The 16508-nt window shown below is 45.1% G+C and carries 16 protein-coding genes and 1 other RNA gene; 13 read left to right on the top strand and 4 right to left on the bottom strand.

Annotated features, from left to right (window positions below; translation table 11 throughout):
- The first annotated feature begins 259 nt into the window (after positions 1-259).
- The 6 genes from GPL15_RS15825 to GPL15_RS15800 are packed head-to-tail and all read left to right on the top strand — an operon-like array spanning position 260 to position 7405.
- Positions 260-1267, top strand: a complete 1008-nt coding sequence (locus GPL15_RS15825) for a deoxyguanosinetriphosphate triphosphohydrolase (protein ID WP_215699655.1) — start codon at positions 260-262, stop codon at positions 1265-1267.
- Between the two features lie 16 nt (positions 1268-1283).
- Entirely contained in the window at positions 1284-3053 is a 1770-nt protein-coding gene (gene dnaG / locus GPL15_RS15820; RefSeq protein WP_215699654.1) for a DNA primase, read from the top strand.
- A gap of 38 nt (positions 3054-3091) precedes the next feature.
- Complete coding sequence (rpoD, locus tag GPL15_RS15815) at positions 3092-4210, top strand: RNA polymerase sigma factor RpoD (RefSeq protein WP_215699653.1); 1119 nt, start codon at positions 3092-3094, stop codon at positions 4208-4210.
- A gap of 34 nt (positions 4211-4244) precedes the next feature.
- A complete protein-coding gene (locus tag GPL15_RS15810; protein WP_215699652.1) occupies positions 4245-4934 on the top strand; it encodes a class I SAM-dependent methyltransferase in 690 nt (229 codons plus the stop codon).
- The gene (locus GPL15_RS15805) at positions 4924-5724 is read left to right on the top strand and encodes a Nif3-like dinuclear metal center hexameric protein (protein ID WP_215699651.1); all 801 of its coding nucleotides are present in this window, start codon (positions 4924-4926) and stop codon (positions 5722-5724) included. The genes GPL15_RS15810 and GPL15_RS15805 overlap by 11 nt, the downstream gene beginning before the upstream one ends.
- Positions 5725-5749: 25 nt before the next feature.
- A complete protein-coding gene (locus GPL15_RS15800; RefSeq protein WP_215699650.1) occupies positions 5750-7405 on the top strand; it encodes a nucleoside kinase in 1656 nt (551 codons plus the stop codon).
- A gap of 374 nt (positions 7406-7779) precedes the next feature.
- Here GPL15_RS15800 and GPL15_RS15795 read toward each other — a convergent pair whose 3' ends face one another.
- Together GPL15_RS15795 and GPL15_RS27530 are read right to left on the bottom strand one after the other, a co-directional pair.
- Complete coding sequence (locus tag GPL15_RS15795; protein WP_252198459.1) at positions 7780-8655, bottom strand: ISNCY family transposase; 876 nt, start codon at positions 8653-8655, stop codon at positions 7780-7782.
- 59 nt (positions 8656-8714) lie between these two features.
- Complete coding sequence (locus GPL15_RS27530; protein ID WP_252198458.1) at positions 8715-9119, bottom strand: hypothetical protein; 405 nt, start codon at positions 9117-9119, stop codon at positions 8715-8717.
- Between the two features lie 266 nt (positions 9120-9385).
- On the opposite strand from GPL15_RS27530, the gene GPL15_RS15790 reads away from it, so the two are divergent.
- The 6 genes from GPL15_RS15790 to GPL15_RS15770 all read left to right on the top strand — a co-directional run bounded on the left by GPL15_RS15790 (position 9386) and on the right by GPL15_RS15770 (position 12363).
- Positions 9386-10135: a DUF2087 domain-containing protein gene (locus GPL15_RS15790; protein ID WP_215699649.1), complete on the top strand. Its 750-nt coding sequence runs from the start codon at positions 9386-9388 to the stop codon at positions 10133-10135.
- Between the two features lie 12 nt (positions 10136-10147).
- A complete protein-coding gene (locus GPL15_RS15785; protein ID WP_215699648.1) occupies positions 10148-10588 on the top strand; it encodes a VOC family protein in 441 nt (146 codons plus the stop codon).
- Complete coding sequence (locus tag GPL15_RS15780; protein ID WP_215699647.1) at positions 10588-10740, top strand: cysteine-rich KTR domain-containing protein; 153 nt, start codon at positions 10588-10590, stop codon at positions 10738-10740. Before GPL15_RS15785 ends, GPL15_RS15780 begins: the two co-directional genes overlap by 1 nt.
- A 39-nt stretch (positions 10741-10779) precedes the next feature.
- Positions 10780-11125: RNase P RNA component class A (gene rnpB, locus GPL15_RS15775), an RNA gene on the top strand.
- A gap of 87 nt (positions 11126-11212) precedes the next feature.
- Entirely contained in the window at positions 11213-11458 is a 246-nt protein-coding gene (locus GPL15_RS28060) for a DUF6783 domain-containing protein (protein WP_346344987.1), read from the top strand.
- A gap of 86 nt (positions 11459-11544) precedes the next feature.
- Entirely contained in the window at positions 11545-12363 is an 819-nt protein-coding gene (locus GPL15_RS15770) for a phosphoribosyltransferase family protein (protein WP_215699646.1), read from the top strand.
- Positions 12364-12594: 231 nt separating this feature from the next.
- Here GPL15_RS15770 and GPL15_RS15765 read toward each other — a convergent pair whose 3' ends face one another.
- Positions 12595-13899, bottom strand: coding sequence for a citrate:proton symporter (locus GPL15_RS15765; protein ID WP_215699645.1), 1305 nt, complete (start codon positions 13897-13899; stop codon positions 12595-12597).
- Between the two features lie 30 nt (positions 13900-13929).
- A complete protein-coding gene (locus tag GPL15_RS15760) occupies positions 13930-14748 on the bottom strand; it encodes an alpha/beta hydrolase (protein ID WP_215699644.1) in 819 nt (272 codons plus the stop codon).
- Positions 14749-14905: 157 nt separating this feature from the next.
- Here GPL15_RS15760 and GPL15_RS15755 point away from each other — a divergent pair, with 157 nt between their 5' ends.
- The gene (locus tag GPL15_RS15755; RefSeq protein ID WP_215699643.1) at positions 14906-15829 is read left to right on the top strand and encodes a LysR family transcriptional regulator; all 924 of its coding nucleotides are present in this window, start codon (positions 14906-14908) and stop codon (positions 15827-15829) included.
- Positions 15830-16508: the final 679 nt, after the last annotated feature.

The raw sequence follows: 16508 nt of genomic DNA, 5'->3' as shown, positions 1-16508 counted from the left end.
CTTTCGGCGTATACATTTGGCAAATACCGGGAGGATCTTTTATTAATCAGTAAATCCAATGCTGATCTATACTTTTAGCCATTTTTGTGATATAATTTAAATAATTTTCGGACAACGGGAAAGACATTGCTGCAGTACTTTGTGGTAAAAATGTAATTAGGGAAATATAATACATATAAGGAGATAAAGCGATACGAAAGATAAGTTGGAAACTGTACAGAATTGATTTCAAAATCCGCATGGGGAAAGGTGGGTTTTTATGAATGTCAGAGAATCGATAGAAGCTTGGGAAGAAGAATATCTCAGTCCATATGCGTCGCTCAGTAAGAACACTCTCGGAAGGGACAGGCCGGAACCGCTCTGCGACATAAGGCCGGAGTATCAGCGGGACAGGGACAGGATCCTGCACTGCAAAGCATTTCGACGTCTGAAACATAAAACCCAGGTTTTTCTGGCGCCTGAAGGCGACCATTACCGGACCCGGCTGACCCATACCCTGGAAGTGGCCCAGATCGCCAGGACCATCGCCAAAGCGCTCAGGCTGAATGAAGATCTGACGGAGGCGATTGCCCTTGGACATGATCTCGGCCATACGCCTTTTGGACATTCGGGGGAATCAATTCTGGACCGGATATGTACGGACGGATTTGCCCATTATAAACAGAGCGTGCGCGTGGTAGAAGTATTGGAGAAGAAGGGCGCCGGGCTGAACCTGACAAAGGAAGTCAGGGACGGCATCTTAAACCACAGGACAGCGGGGCATCCGTCCACTCTGGAAGGCTGTATTGTCCGGCTGTCGGATAAAATTGCTTATATCAACCATGATATTGACGACGCGATCCGGGCACGGATCTTTGTGGAAACAGACCTTCCGGGTGAGTATACGGATATTTTAGGCCACAGTGTCAGGGAACGTCTCAATACAATGATTCATGATATCATCAACCACAGTATGGATAAGCCGGAGATCACCATGTCTCCGGGCATGGAAGAGGCGATGAAAGGCCTTAGGAAGTGGATGTTTGACAATGTATACAGGAGCGATATCCCAAAAGCGGAAGAGGGAAAGGCCCAGCAGCTGATTGTGAACCTGTACCGGTATTATCTGGAACATCTGGACCAGCTTCCGGAAGAGTATCTGTACATGATGGAAGCCAGAGGGGAAAAAGCGGAACGTGTGGTCTGCGACTATATCGCCGGAATGAGCGATATCTACGCGATCGATAAATTTGAGGAGTTATTTGTGCCTAAGGCATGGAAAGTATAAAGAAAGGAGAGACTTCATGCGCTATCCGGAAGACATTGTAGAGGAAGTAAGGGTGAGAAATGACATTGTAGATGTGATTTCTGGATATGTAAAATTACAAAAAAAGGGAAGTAACTATTTTGGATTATGTCCTTTTCACAGTGAGAAGTCTCCATCGTTTTCCGTATCACCGTCCAAGCAGATGTATTATTGTTTTGGCTGCGGGGCCGGTGGAAATGTAATTACATTTATTATGGAATATGAAAACTATTCCTTTACAGAAGCGCTCAGGATGCTGGCTGAACGGGCCGGCGTGGAACTGCCTTCCGTGGAATATGACAAAGAGGCAAAGGAACAGGCGGATTTAAGGGCCACGTTGTTGGAGATCAATAAGCTGGCAGCCAATTATTTTTATTATCAGTTGAAACAGCCCCAGGGCCAGATCGGATACCGGTATCTGAAAGACCGTCAGCTGAGTGATGAGACAATCACCCGTTTCGGGCTGGGATTTGCCAATAAAACCAGCGATGATCTGTACCGGTATTTAAAGTCAAAAGGATACAGGGATCAGATTTTAAAAGAAACCGGCCTGGTCAATATTGAAGAGCGGGGGACCTACGATAAGTTCTGGAACCGGGTCATGTTCCCTATTTTGGATGTGAATAACCGGGTGATCGGCTTTGGAGGCCGGGTGATGGGGGACGGCGCTCCCAAGTACTTAAACTCGCCGGAAACAAAGCTGTTTGATAAGAGCCGGAATCTCTACGGGCTCAATTATGCCAGGATTTCCAGAGAGAAATACATGCTGATCTGTGAGGGCTATATGGACGTGATCGCCATGCACCAGGCGGGATTCACCAATGCGGTGGCGTCTTTGGGAACCGCGTTTACAACCCAGCATGCGGCGCTTTTAAAGCGGTATACGGATCAGGTGATCCTGACCTATGACAGTGACGGAGCAGGGGTAAAAGCAGCGCTCAGGGCCATTCCGATCCTTAAAGCGGTGGGCATGTCCATCAAGGTGCTCAACATGCAGCCTTATAAAGACCCGGATGAATTCATGAAAAATCTTGGGCCGGAGGCGTTTAAGGAACGGATTGAGCAGGCGAAGAACAGTTTCATGTATGAAATTGATGTGATTAAGAAAAATTACAGCATGGACGATCCGGAACAGAAGACACAATTCTATAATGAAGTGGCCAGAAAGCTTTTGGAGTTTCCGGAAGCGCTGGAACGGGATAATTATCTTCAGGCTGTGTCCAGAGAACATTTCATCAATTATGAGGATCTGAGGCAGCTGGTAAACCGTTTGGGCAGCCGTATGGCAGCAGGAACGGTGAAAGATGAAACCTATAAAAAAGAAAAGATCAGGCCTACAAAGGCGGAAAAAGAAGATGGAACAAAACAGTCCCAGCGCCTTTTGCTGACCTGGCTGATTGAAAATCCATCCTTGTTTGACCGCATTAAGGATATTATTACGCCGTCTGATTTCATTGAGGATTTGTACCGTCAGGTAGCGGAGATGGTTTTTAAAGACCATGCGGAGGGGAAAGTGAACCCGGCCGGTATCCTGAACCATTTTATCAATGACGAGGATCAGTACAAAGAGGTGGCGTCTCTGTTCAATGCCAGCTTAAAAGGGGCTTTGGATGATGAGGAGCAGAAAAAAGCATTTACGGAAACCGTATTAAAAGTGAAGAAGAACAGCCTGGACCATGCCAGCAGAAATGCCGGGGATATCGCGGAATTACAGAGGATTATCAGGGAACAGGCAGCGCTGAAAACACTGCATATTTCTTTTGATTAAGGCAACACTATAAGCAGGCTGTGGAGGGATGGAGAAACATGGACGAGAAGACATTGGGATTCGATGAAAAGCTGGAACTGTTGTTGGCAGAAGCGAAAAAGAAAAAGAATGTACTGGAAAATCAGGAGATTCTTGATTTCTTCCGTGATGAGATTCTTGACCCGGATAAGCTGGACAAGATTTATGATTTTTTGGAAAATAATAAAGTGGATGTGCTGAGGATCGGGGACGATGAGGACATTGATCCGGATCTGTTTATCGAAGAAGAGCTGGACGAAGAGGAAGAGATTGATGTGGAGAACATTGACCTCTCTGTTCCTGAGGGCGTTAACATTGAGGATCCGGTGCGCATGTATTTAAAAGAGATCGGCAAAGTCCCTCTTTTGTCCACAGAGGAAGAGATTGAACTGGCCAAACGCATGAGCTTAGGAGATGAGAATGCCAGAAAGAAACTGGCTGAAGCCAACCTCCGTCTTGTAGTCAGCATTGCAAAGCGCTACGTTGGCCGGGGGATGCAGTTTCTCGACCTGATACAGGAAGGGAATCTGGGCCTCATAAAGGCTGTGGAAAAGTTTGATTATACGAAGGGATATAAATTCAGCACCTATGCCACCTGGTGGATCCGTCAGGCCATCACCAGATCCATTGCGGACCAGGCCAGAACTATCCGCATTCCGGTACATATGGTGGAAACCATAAACCGGCTGATCCGGGTGTCCAGACAACTGCTTCAGGAGCTGGGAAGAGAACCCCAGCCGGAAGAGATTGCAGAAAAGATGGAGATACCGGTCGAGCGGGTCAGGGAGATTATGAAGATATCCCAGGATCCGGTCTCTTTGGAGACGCCCATCGGGGAGGAAGAGGACAGCCATCTGGGGGATTTTATACAGGACGACCACGTGGCCGTTCCGGCGGATGCCGCCACATTTACCCTGCTTCACGAACAGCTTATGGAAGTTCTGGACACCCTGACTGAGCGGGAACAGAAGGTGCTGAAACTGAGATTCGGCCTGGAAGACGGGCGTCCAAGGACTTTGGAGGAAGTGGGAAAAGAGTTTAATGTGACCCGTGAGCGGATTCGCCAGATTGAGGCGAAAGCCCTCCGCAAGCTGCGCCATCCCAGCCGCAGCAAGAAATTAAAAGATTATCTGGATTGAAAAAAATACGCCGTTGGCGAAATGAGAGGAACCTATGAAATTATCACGCAGACTGGAGATGGTGGCTTCCTTTGTGGAACCTGGCAGCCGGATTGCCGATATCGGGACAGATCATGCATATGTCCCGATTTGGCTGGTAGAAGAAAAACGGGCGGTGTCCGCCATTGCCATGGATGTGCGGCCGGGGCCTTTGGAACGGGCGCAGAACCATATAAAAACTTACGGCATGGAAGGGCGTATTGAGACGCGTTTGAGCGACGGCGTTTCCCGGTTAAAGCCGGATGAAGCGGATACGGTTATAATCGCCGGTATGGGCGGTGAGCTGGTGATACATATACTGGAAGAGGGAAGGCATGTGTGGAACAGCGTAAAAACCTGGATTTTATCCCCCCAGTCAGAGCTTGGCAAGGTCAGAAGATATCTGGAAGAACAAGGCTTCTGCATTGTAAAAGAGGATATGACCTGTGAGGAAGGGAAATACTATACGGTGATGAAAGTGGTCCGCGGATCCATGTTTCTGGAAAAAGAAGCCTATTATCTTTACGGGAGGTATCTGGCGGAACATAAGAATCCCGTTTTAAAGGAATTTTTGGAAAAAGAAACCCTTTTGTATCAAAAGGTTTTAGAGCAGCTAAGTCTTCATGAAACGGAGGCAAACAGGGGCAGAAAACAGGAGATTATACGGCATTTGGAGTGGATTAAGGAGATATTGGATGAAATGTGAACAGATCATAAACCTGTTGGAACAGTTAGCGGATGTGGGTTATGCCTGTGAATGGGATAACCCGGGGCTGCTGGCCGGGCGGATGGACAGGGATGTTAAAAGAATAGTGATCGCGTTGGATGCAACGGATGATGTAGTTGACCTGGCGGTGAGCCGGAAAGCGGATATGCTGTTAACCCATCATCCGCTGATTTTTAAGGCGGTAAAAAAGGTGAATGACCAGGATTTTATTGGCCGCAGGTTATTGAATCTGATTGAAAACGGCATATCCTATTATGCCATGCACACCAATTTCGATATAGCGCCGGGATGTATGGCCGATCTGGCTGCCGGATTCTTAAAGCTCACGGAATGCGGCGTCTTAGAGATTACAGGGCAGTCGGAAGAGGGCGCATACGGGATCGGGAAAGTAGGATTGCTTCCGCATGAGATGACGCTTGGGGAACTGGGAACCTATGTAAAAGACGCTTTTGGGCTGCCTTTTGTGACGGTCTACGGGATGGATGAGATAAAAGAACCGGTCCGCCGGATTGCTGTGTCACCCGGCTCAGGTTCCAGCATGATTTCCCATGGATTAAAAGCAGGCGTGCGGGTGCTGGTTACAGGAGATATCGGCCACCACGAAGGGATTGACGCCGTTGCGGGCGGCATGGCGGTGATCGATGCGGGACATTACGGAGTGGAGCACATTTTTATTGAATTTATGGCTGATTATATTAATAAAATCACAGATGGGCAAATAGAGATAATAAAAGCGGCTCCGGCTTTTCCGGCGGCTGTAATCGTATGAGACAAGAACGATAAGGAGGGCATCGATGGCATTTGTTACAATCAACGGCAAAAGGGAAGAATATGAGGAGGGAACCTTATATTTGGATATTGCAAAAGACCACCAGTCCGAATATGAGGATGACATCGTGCTGGTTTTTGTAAACCGGAAGCTTGCGGAACTCCACAAAAAAGTGACCGGGGACTGTACGATGGAGTTTGTTACCACCAGGGATAAACCGGGAATGCAGACGTATCACAGAAGCGCGATTTTACTCATGCTGAAATCATTTTACGAGGTGGCAGGGGCGGAACATGTTGAGAAAATATCCATTGATTTTTCCCTGGGAAAAGGGCTTTATGTGCTGCCTAAGGGGGATTTCGTGCTGGATCAGGAACTGCTTGACCGGGTGAAAACACAGATGCTGGAATACGTGGATGCAAAGATCCCGATCATGAAGCGGAATGTGCACACGGATGAGGCTGTGGAACTGTTCCACAAACACCGGATGTATGACAAGGAGAAACTGTTCAAATACCGCCGGGTGTCCAGAGTGAACATCTACAGCATCGGCGGGTTTGAAGATTATTTTTACGGCTATATGGTTCAGAATACGGGGTATATCCGGTACTTTGACCTGGTTCTTTTTGACGACGGATTTATGCTGATGCTGCCGGATTCCAAGAATCCTAAGAAGGTGCATCCCTTTGAGGAAAGGGAGAAACTGTTCCATGTATTGAAGGAATCCTCCGACTGGGGAGAACGGCTGGGAGTGCCGACAGTAGGGGCTTTAAACGACATGATCGCCCACGGAAAGGCCAATGAGCTGATTTTGATCCAGGAAGCGCTGCAGGAGAAAAAGATCGGCCAGATTGCGGAACAGATCGCGGCGCAGCCGGACAAGAAAATCGTTATGATCGCAGGCCCGTCTTCTTCGGGAAAAACCACATTTTCCCACCGGCTTTCCATCCAGCTTGAAGCCCTGGGAATGAAGCCTCATCCCATAGCGGCGGATGACTATTTTGTGAACCGGGTGGACAGTCCCAAGGATGAAAACGGAAATTATAACTATGAAATACTGGAATGCCTGGATATCAACCAGTTTAATGAAGATATGACCAACCTCTTAGCCGGTAAAACGGTGGAGATGCCCCGCTATAATTTTAAAACGGGAATGAGGGAGTACAAAGGCGATTTCCTGTCCCTTGGAAAGGAAGATATTCTGGTGATTGAAGGAATCCACTGTTTAAATGACCGCTTTTCCTATTCCCTGCCGAAAGAGAACAAATTTAAGATTTACATCAGCGCGCTGACCCAGTTAAATATCGACGAACATAACCGGATACCGACCACGGACGGACGTCTGATCCGGCGCATGGTGCGGGATGCCAGAACCAGAGGGGAGAGCGCCCAGGAAACCATCAAGAGATGGCAGTCAGTGCGCAATGGGGAAGAGAACAACATATTCCCGTTCCAGGAGGAAGCGGATATCATGTTTAATTCCGCCTCTGTGTATGAGCTGGCTGTGTTAAAACAATATGCAGAACCTCTTTTGTTCGGCATCCCAAGGGATTCGGAAGAGTATCTGGAAGCCAAGAGGCTGCTCAAATTCCTGGATTATTTCCTGGGAGTGAGCAGTGAGGATATTCCGAAAAATTCCATAGTGAGGGAGTTTATCGGTGGAAGCTGTTTTAGGGTTTGATGGTGCTGCCTTCAGGTAAGGAATTAGTGTCAAGCATTTTTGAAAATGTCCCAAAATAAGTGAAACATTAGCCCCGGCAATTGCTGGGGCTTTTTAAAACAAAATAAAGCATGGTCTATAAAGAATGTTGGATTGATTATTATTTTTGGATACCACAAGTACACCCTCCGGGGGCATAGGGCTCTGCCCTAGGTACCTGCAAGGGACTAGTCCCTTGGCCCATTAACCCTTGCCGGGAAGCCAGGGAAAGGAACAAAGTTCCTTTCCTAGTCATGAGGGTAATCCGTGTATCTTTTGTCAAGAGACTTTCGCGGCATAAAGGGACTTTGTCCCATGATTCCACGGTTCACTTGACAACGATTCCGCTCCGATTATTATGCAGATGCTTTTTCTTCGTCGTCCCAATGGTGTTCCTGTTTTTGGACGAACTTATGAAAGATAGATTTTCGCCAAGGATGATTCATTGGAGGAATGTATTTCTTTTTCGGTTTTGGCTCTTTGTAGTCTAAATCTAAATTTTTGGATTTGGCTTCGTGTTCAGGAATAGCTTCCAATGCATAGATATCGGCATCATTGATACAACAATACTTTTTGCCATCAAAAGCTTGGATAAACATGGTCTTGGTTCCTTTCCGGTAATGTACCTGCAGACCGTTCTTATCAAGCATCTTATAGTAGCTGTTACTGTGTCTGAGACAGTGTCCGGTATCGACCGTTCTTTCACACAAAGTTGCCAGTGTAAGATTTATTTTTTCGTTTGAGGGTTGCTCTTCAAACACAGATTTGATAGTATTGAAAGGAAGTGAAAACTTCGCATTGAATTCTTTTACTTGGAGGTTGAGGAATTCGTTAGCAGCTTCTATGGTCGTGATTCCCGCGAGTCTTAACTCGATTGGGAGTCTCGACTGTAAAGTTTGATTTAAACGTTCTACACGGCCTTTTGCTTGTGGAATACTGCTGGATTCTAATTCAACACCAAGCTGGTGGCAGGCATAAGCAAACTGTGTATAGGTATCCTCATCGAGAGATGGGGAATTTTTCTTTTTATAGGTAAACACAGTACGGCGATCAGTAAAAAACTTATAAGGAATGCCGTAATCGGTCAAAATCTGTTGGAATACATGGTAGTAACCATTCAAAGATTCCTGAGTATCGAACCATGCACCAACCATTCTGCCAGTGGCATCATCAATAGCAAGATGAAGGTGCCAAATGCTTCCAGGAACCCATTCATATGGAGTCGCATCCATCTGAAGCAGTTCTCCAAAGTAAGCGGCTCTAGGACGTCTGGTATGGGCATCTTCGACAGCTACAAGATTGGTTTGGATGGCATCAGCATCCGTTTGTGTTTTGCACGAGTGACTTTAGGTGAGAGAATGTATTCTGATTCTAAAATTTTAGAAACTGAGGAGGCAGACAGAGAAATACCTTCGTGCCTGTCAAGTAATTCTGTATAGTGTGTAAAGTTGGCATCATAGTATTTACTGCGGTAAAGATTAATAATGGTAATCTTTACGTCATTTTGAATGGTATTGGCTGGTTGACGTCCTTTGTTTCCATGTACGAAGTATTCTTTCCCATATGTTTTGTATCCGGCGAGCATACGGTTGATGTGCCTGATTGTGCAGCCTAGTGTAAGTGCAGCTCTTTCTTTGTTAGGCTGTGGGTGATCAGCCAGGGCTTTGATCACTTCAAATTTCTTCTGTTCATCCATTGTAAGTATAACCTTTCTGATAATAAATTCCTCCTGTCGTAATAAATAAGCAAGAGTTAGTATACCGTAGTTGGGACATTTTTCCTTGGGGTATATAAGGACATTATCATAAATGGCTCATATCACCCTATATCATTCTACATTTCGGGTTAAATTATGTGAATGAAATATGATTTCGGTTTTAGTAGTATTTAATTTCGTCATTTTTATTGTTGACAATTATAATAAACAAAAGTATAATATGTTTATAATGAAGGAGAAGAAATATGGACTACGGAAAAATGACACTTGATGAAATTAAAAAAGGGTATAAGTATGACAAGGAGCAAGATGCTTTTGTCTGCAATCATTGTGGGCAGGTATTTAATATTGGCCAGGTGTTTCAAATTGAGGGAAGCTTTTTTATGGCTGAACCTGCGGTAATGAAACATATTAGTCAGTCCCACAATAGCAATTTGACACAGTTGCTTTGCTCGGAGTCAAAGTATAATACTCTAACCCAAAACCAGAGAGATTTACTCGCTATGTTCTATTCAAAAATGTCTGATAAGGATATGGCAAAAAAATTAAATGTAACAGAAGCTACAATTCGTAGACAACGTTTTACATTTAGGGAAAAGGCAAAACAGGCTAAATTCTATTTAGCTATGTATGAATTAGTGTTTGAGGATGAACCAATAACCACTGAACAGATCATTCCCATTCATAATAATGCAATTTATGTTGATGATCGCTATCTTATCACAGAGGATGAAAAGCAACACATTGTTGAGACTTTTTTTTCCAGTATTCAACCTCTTGTACTAAAATCTTTTTCGCCCAAAGAAAAGAAAAAGGTTGTTATCCTTGGAAAAATAGCTGAACAATTTGAATATGGAAAAAAATACAGTGAGCAAGAAGTTAATGAAATTCTCAAGCCTATTTATGCTGATTATATGACTATTCGACGATACCTTATTATGTACGGATTTATGGAGCGTACCAAAGATGGCCGACAATATTGGCTCACAAATTAGAAGGAGGAAAGGATGAAACCGATTATTGACCATATTCAAATTACGGTTAAAAATATGAAGATCGCAGAGCCGTTTTATGACAAACTTATGCCCATTTTGGGATATAGTCTGACGGACAAAATAAGCGCCGTTATTGAAGAACACGATTTATATGTGGTTGAATATTTGAACGAAAGTTTTGATTTTGCTATATGTTCACCCCGTACAGCTTTCAAAAGTGATACCATACACCGAAGAAAACCAGGAGCATTTCACCATATGGCATTTAGAGCTAATTCAAGAAAAGAAGTGAATGAGCTCTATTTGCGTATCAAAGAAATAGGGGCAAATATAATTTATACTCCACGAATTTTTGAAGAACACGGGCCCTATTATTATGCGATGTTTTTCAAAGATTTAGAGGGGATCAAATATGAAATTGTGTTTAACAAACCGGAAAGTGAGGTGGTTTAATGTCTGGACGGGTATGGTTGTATTGTCCAGTGTGTAACAGCAAAACCCGCATACAACTTAGAGCAGATACTATCCTTGAAAACTTTCCCTTATTCTGCCCAAAGTGTAAGCATGAAACTGTAATATGGTGCTGCCTTCAGGTAAGGAATTAGTTGACATTCAGCATGAAATTATGTTAAACTACATTAGTTTGAGTAAGACAGGTGGCCGCAGCTGTGATACCGAAAGGTTGCAGATGAGGAAAGTCCGGGCTTCACAGGGCAGGATGCCAGATAACGTCTGGCGGAGGCGACTCCAGGGATAGTGCAACAGAAATATACCGCATGGAAACATGTAAGGGTGGAAGGGCAGTGTAAGAGACTACCGCCCGGCTGGTAACAGCCGGGGCATATGTAAACCCCATCCGAAGCAAGACCGAACAGGGAACATAAGGCGGCCCGTCTGTTCCCGGGTAGGTCGCTTGAGTCTGCTGGTGACGGCAGACCTAGATAGATGGCCATCCAATGACATAACCCGGCTTATCGTCTTGCTCAAATTTTTAAGTGTATATTTATTAACCATTAAAACGGTCAATGAAATCTGATTTAATGGGAAGAAATGGTGGGGCCATGCGGTTGATATCGCATGGCCTTTTTGTGTATGCAGCCTTTTTCCTTTTTTGTATCCCTGGATTGCACTGGAGAGTGTTTGAAAATCTCTTTCCGTCAGATGTGCGTCACAATTTGTGGGAGATTTGTCCCGGATGAGGGAGGCGCAGCGGGCTGCGTTGACCAAATTCGGGGCAAATCTCCCGCAAAGTGGGACGTGCAGATGGCGGAAATGAATTTTCAACCACACGCTGGACTGATATGTTATAATAAGGTCAAATAAAACGTTAAACGAAACCTGATAAGGGTGCCGGCAGTCATGTGATAATTGTTGGAAAAAGGTTAAAATAATACTGTGGGAGGATAAATATGATTAAAGTTAACGGCAGAATTTTTGGAAGCGAACAGTTCAGCAATGGGGAGGTCTCCTATAAACCGGTGACAGTCAAGCCGGATCATAACATGATTGAACTGTTTTTCCAGGATAATAAAGACATCACAGACCTTCAGTTTGCCGTAGAGTTTATAAGGGATAAGGAACCCGGTGCTGAGATTGATCTGACCATGCTCTATGTGCCGTATGGCAGGATGGACCGGCCCATTAACGGATATGTATACAGTCTCAAAATGTTTTCCAATATCATAAACCGGATGGAGTTTGCCCGTATCTATACGCTGGATAATCATTCAAACGGAATCACGGATCTGCTGGAACATGTGGTTGAATTGGACATTAATCCATATATTGAGAAAGTGAGGGAATTGTTCCGGCCTGACTATCTGTTTTTTCCGGATGCAGGAGCTATGAAAAAATATCCTCAGAAGATCAATGCCTGTGCCCGAAACCAGATTCCTTATTTTTACGGTCAGAAACAGCGGGTTCTGGATGACAGCAGGGAGATCATCAGTTATGAGCTGTTCAATAATGATCTGAGCCTGACCGGAAAACGGATTTTAATTATAGATGATATCTGCTGTACCGGGGGAACTGTATTGAGAGCGGCCAACATTATGCGGCAGAGAGGGGTGGCCGATATCGCTTTATGGGTGGCCCATTGTGAAAATAATGTGATCAAATATGACATTGTCAGAGAGAACAGTTCTATTTCGAAATTATATACCAGCGGCAGCATCATAAGGAACTATACCATTCCGGAAATTGAAGTCATTCATCGGGAGTGGGGCTGAAAAGATGGGAAATAGGATGGGAGAGTGAAAAAACGTTCGTTTCTGGCAGATGGCCGCAATCCATCTGCCTGGAACGAACGTTTTTATGTATGAAATGTTTTGCTGGCCGGACTTTTGCTGGCCGGACTTTTACCGGCTGGACTTTTGCCGGCTGGACGCATATATACTCCGGTTTCAGCATCCGCTGCCTCCTGCATTGATCAAAAGATGGTGGAAGCCAGGAGGAATCTGTTATATGATTCTGAATATGACAGCGAAGACCAGCATGAGGATGCTGATTCCCCATAACCATTTAAAGGAGAATTTGATATGGTCTTTCAGTTCCACACCGGCAAGTCCCATAGCCAGGAAGGTGGTAGGCACGCAGGGGCTGACTGCAAGGGCGACATTTTCACCGATTAACATCGCATGGGCTACCTGTTCCGGAGTTATGCCGAAGCGGGACACGGTTTCGCTGATCAGCGGAAGTACGCCGTAGTAATAAGGGTCCGGGCCCATAATCATGCCCATTGGAGCGCCTAAAGCGCCGATGATGAGATGGAGGTATTTCTGCAGGCTTTGGGGAAGCATGTGGATCAATACCTGGGCCATTGCGTCGATCATGCCTGTATTGACAAAGATTCCTAAAAAAACGCCTGCACCGATTAATGTGACCACAAGACCGATGGAACCTCCGGCCAGGTCATGAATGATCTTTTGCTGTACCTTTAAATCCGGGTAGTTGACGGCAATGGCGATCAGCATTCCAAACATGAATACCGCATAGGCTGGGAAGATGTTTTTTACTAACAGCACGATGAGGATAATGGTCAGCAGAAGATTAAACCATAATAACTTGGGCCGTTTCATGGACAGATCGCTGTCTTCAGAACGTCCGCTGTCCCTTACCAGGTCTATAACCACACCGGATTCTCCCGCTTTAGCCAGGCGTTTCTTTTCGATAAAGCTGAAATAAACAGCCAGCGCCAGGGTACAGACGATTCCAAACACCTGCATGGGAATCATGCTGACCCACAACTGGGTGGGATCCTGGCTGATGGCGGTTGCCGCCCTCATAGTAGGGCCGCCCCAGGGAACCAGATTCATAACGCCGGTTGCGCAGCTTACGATGAGAAGCAGGACCGTGGGCCTCAACTTCATTTTCTTGAAGATGGGAAGCATAACCGGAATTGTAATAAGGTAAGTGGATGTAGTGGCGCCGTCGATATGGCCGATAATGGCGATGACGGCAGTGGCCAGCAGGATCATGGTGATGTTGTTTCCGGCAATCTTTAAAAGATAATCCACCAATTTGTCAAATAATCCTGCGTAATTCATGATTCCAAAATACAGAATGGAAAATACGAACAAAATAGCGGTTGCCCAGGTGGTTCCCACGCCTTTTGAGATAAAACCGGAGATATCTGCAATGCTGAATCCTGCGATCACAGCCCCGATGATTGGCAGGAACACGAAACAGGTGGCCGGCAAAGCTTTGTCTTTCAAGATCAAAAACATCATGACAATAATAATTGCATACCCAATAATAGCTAACATAAAACCCTCCTCTTTAGAACTGTTGATAATTTAGATGATCTTTGAAATAAAACTCCGAAGCGTTCGATTGAATTTTTCCCTCTCAACCCAGAATAAAATATGTCCCCCCTTTTCGTATTCATGGAGTTCGTGATAGGTAGGTATTACTTCGTTATAATGACGTCCCATGGAAGTTGTGTGCCCCTTTGAACAGCCGCTGGCAATATATACCGGGACTGTGAGGTCTTTTAACAAAACTTCAGCGTCAGTATGGCACCAGTCTGAATGAAGGGCAAAACCGATCCAGGGCGGAGTTTTTGAAATTTCTGTCCGTACCATGGAAATCTCTTCCTGTGTAAGATAGGTATCAATTCTCTGTATAAAATTATCGAAATACGTCTCAGGCTCAGTGATCCACAGCCTGTATTTTTCGTTCCAGTCGTCCATGTTATAATTCTTGGAATTATAGGAATTCCAATCATCAGGTGAAAATGGAAACAGGCAGCAGTCTACCAGCCCCAGACCCTTCAAATGGAAAGAATCATATTTATGGGCGTAAGTTACAACGGCGCTTCCGGCTAAAGACCATCCCATCAGTATCACATCATCCAGGTTTAGATAATCAATCAGCTCTTTGATATCGTCAGCATGGCGTTCAATGTCATTGCCGTGAAGCACTTTGGAAGAATTTCCAAATCCCCTGGGATCAAATGTGACGACCCGGTAATCTTTTTCCAGATCTTCGGCATTTTTTTCAAAAAATTTGGTGGTGCACATGTGGCCCGGTACAAAAAGGATGGGAATGCCGGATCCACGGTCTTCATAATAAATCCTGGCCTTATCGCTGGTGGTCATATAACCTTTTAACATATCGTTACCTCCTGAAATCTCTTATCGATTAAATGTATCTTACTATATGCGGGTATAACTGTAAATCCAGAGTTTGAGCATACTTTTTATAGTTTAAAACTATGGGATGAACTGCTTTTGTGGTATAATTTGAGATAGATCAGAGGAGGACGGACTTATGGATTTTAGAGAAATACAGTATGTTTTAGCGATCAGAGATCATCAGACGCTTTCAGGGGCAGCGCGTTCGCTTGATATCACGCAGCCGTCAATCAGTAAATTTCTGCAGAATCTGGAACGAAAACTTCAGGTAAAGCTGTTTGACCGAATCGATAACAAGCTGATCCTGACTTATGCCGGGGAGCAGTATGTGGAAACCGGCCTTAAAATTTTGGATTTAAACCGCCAGCTTCAAAATAATCTGAATGATATCAATCAGAAGTTCAGAGGAAGGCTTTCCATCGGCATCACTCCCACAAGGGGGAGATATGTGCTGCCTAACACACTGCCGGCGTTTAAACGTCAGTATCCGAATTATAAGGTGAGGATTATGGAAGGCGGCGTTCAGGAACTGAATAACGCGTTGAGCGAAGGGAAGATTGATCTGGCGATCTATACGGTGACAGACGGGTATTTTGCCGGTTTTAATTATGAACAGATTTGTAAGGAGGAAGTGGTTATGGTGATTTCTCCAGATAATAAGCTGGCTCGTTTTACGGAAAAACGGGCGGGGAGAAAACACCCATGGATCGATATTAACCGGATGGGGGATGAAGTGTTTTTTATGGTGGACCCCAAATTCCGCACCAGAAAAATTGCGGACCGGATCATGATGGAATCCGTCATTTTCCCGGAAACCATAACCCTTGAAAGCGTGGAGAGCGTGCTTTCCATCATCGCTTCCGGCATAGGCGTGGGCTTCTGTACGGACATGTGTGAAAAATATTTCTATACGCCCAGAAAACTTTTGTTCTGCTCAGTGGGAAACAACAACAATGAGTGGGATTTCGTGATCGCATACCGGAAAAATGTGTATTTGTCGGATGCGGCGAAACTGTTTATCGAAATAACAAAGGAGAAATTTAAGGGAATTGGGATTTAATTGGTGAAAGTTACGCAGAAAAGCAGGACGAGGGGACGGAGGTTGGGCTGGCTGTTTGGAAGGGGCCGGGCTGGCCGGAATCCAACGGCACTGGAAGGCAGCTTCCAACCGTAAGTTAAACTAAGGCCGCAGGCACGAAAAAAGACGGTCCGATGCCCATTCACGGTGAACTCTTTATAGGACTTCACCGTTCAGTGGGCATCTCAGAAACTGATTTGGTTTTCAGTTTCTGCCCGTCTTTTTCCATGCCTGCGGCCTAAGTTTAACTAAACGGTTTCCAGATGCCTTCCAGTGCCGTTGGATTCCGGCCAGCCCGGCCCCTTCCAAACAGCCAGCCCAACCTCCGTCCCCTCGTCCCGCTTTTCTGCTAATTTCTCCTGCCAAGTTAATTAAATGAAATTTTGCCTGGAGGAAGTGTGTAGAAGAAGGGAGATTTTTTTACATCAACCCTCAAGGCATTTTCGAAAATGACTTCACGTTTTACTGTCAATCCCCACGTCATTTATGTGAAATTTCATGCCATAACTCGTACTAAATACCATCCTAAACAATTCCTTGCTTTTTCTACGCATCTCCCCAAATCTTTATTATCATAGTGAAGCCGGTACACAGCCATGAAGACGGGGAATCTGGGGCAGGCGGCCGTGGATGAGAGGAATTGGGGGGCATATGCAGACCC

Origin of the sequence: Clostridium sp. MCC353 (genome assembly GCF_018785315.1) — a bacterium.
Taxonomy (GTDB): domain Bacteria; phylum Bacillota; class Clostridia; order Lachnospirales; family Lachnospiraceae; genus CHH4-2.
Note: the sequence above shows the minus strand (reverse complement) of the source record. Positions and strands in the feature narration are given on the sequence as shown.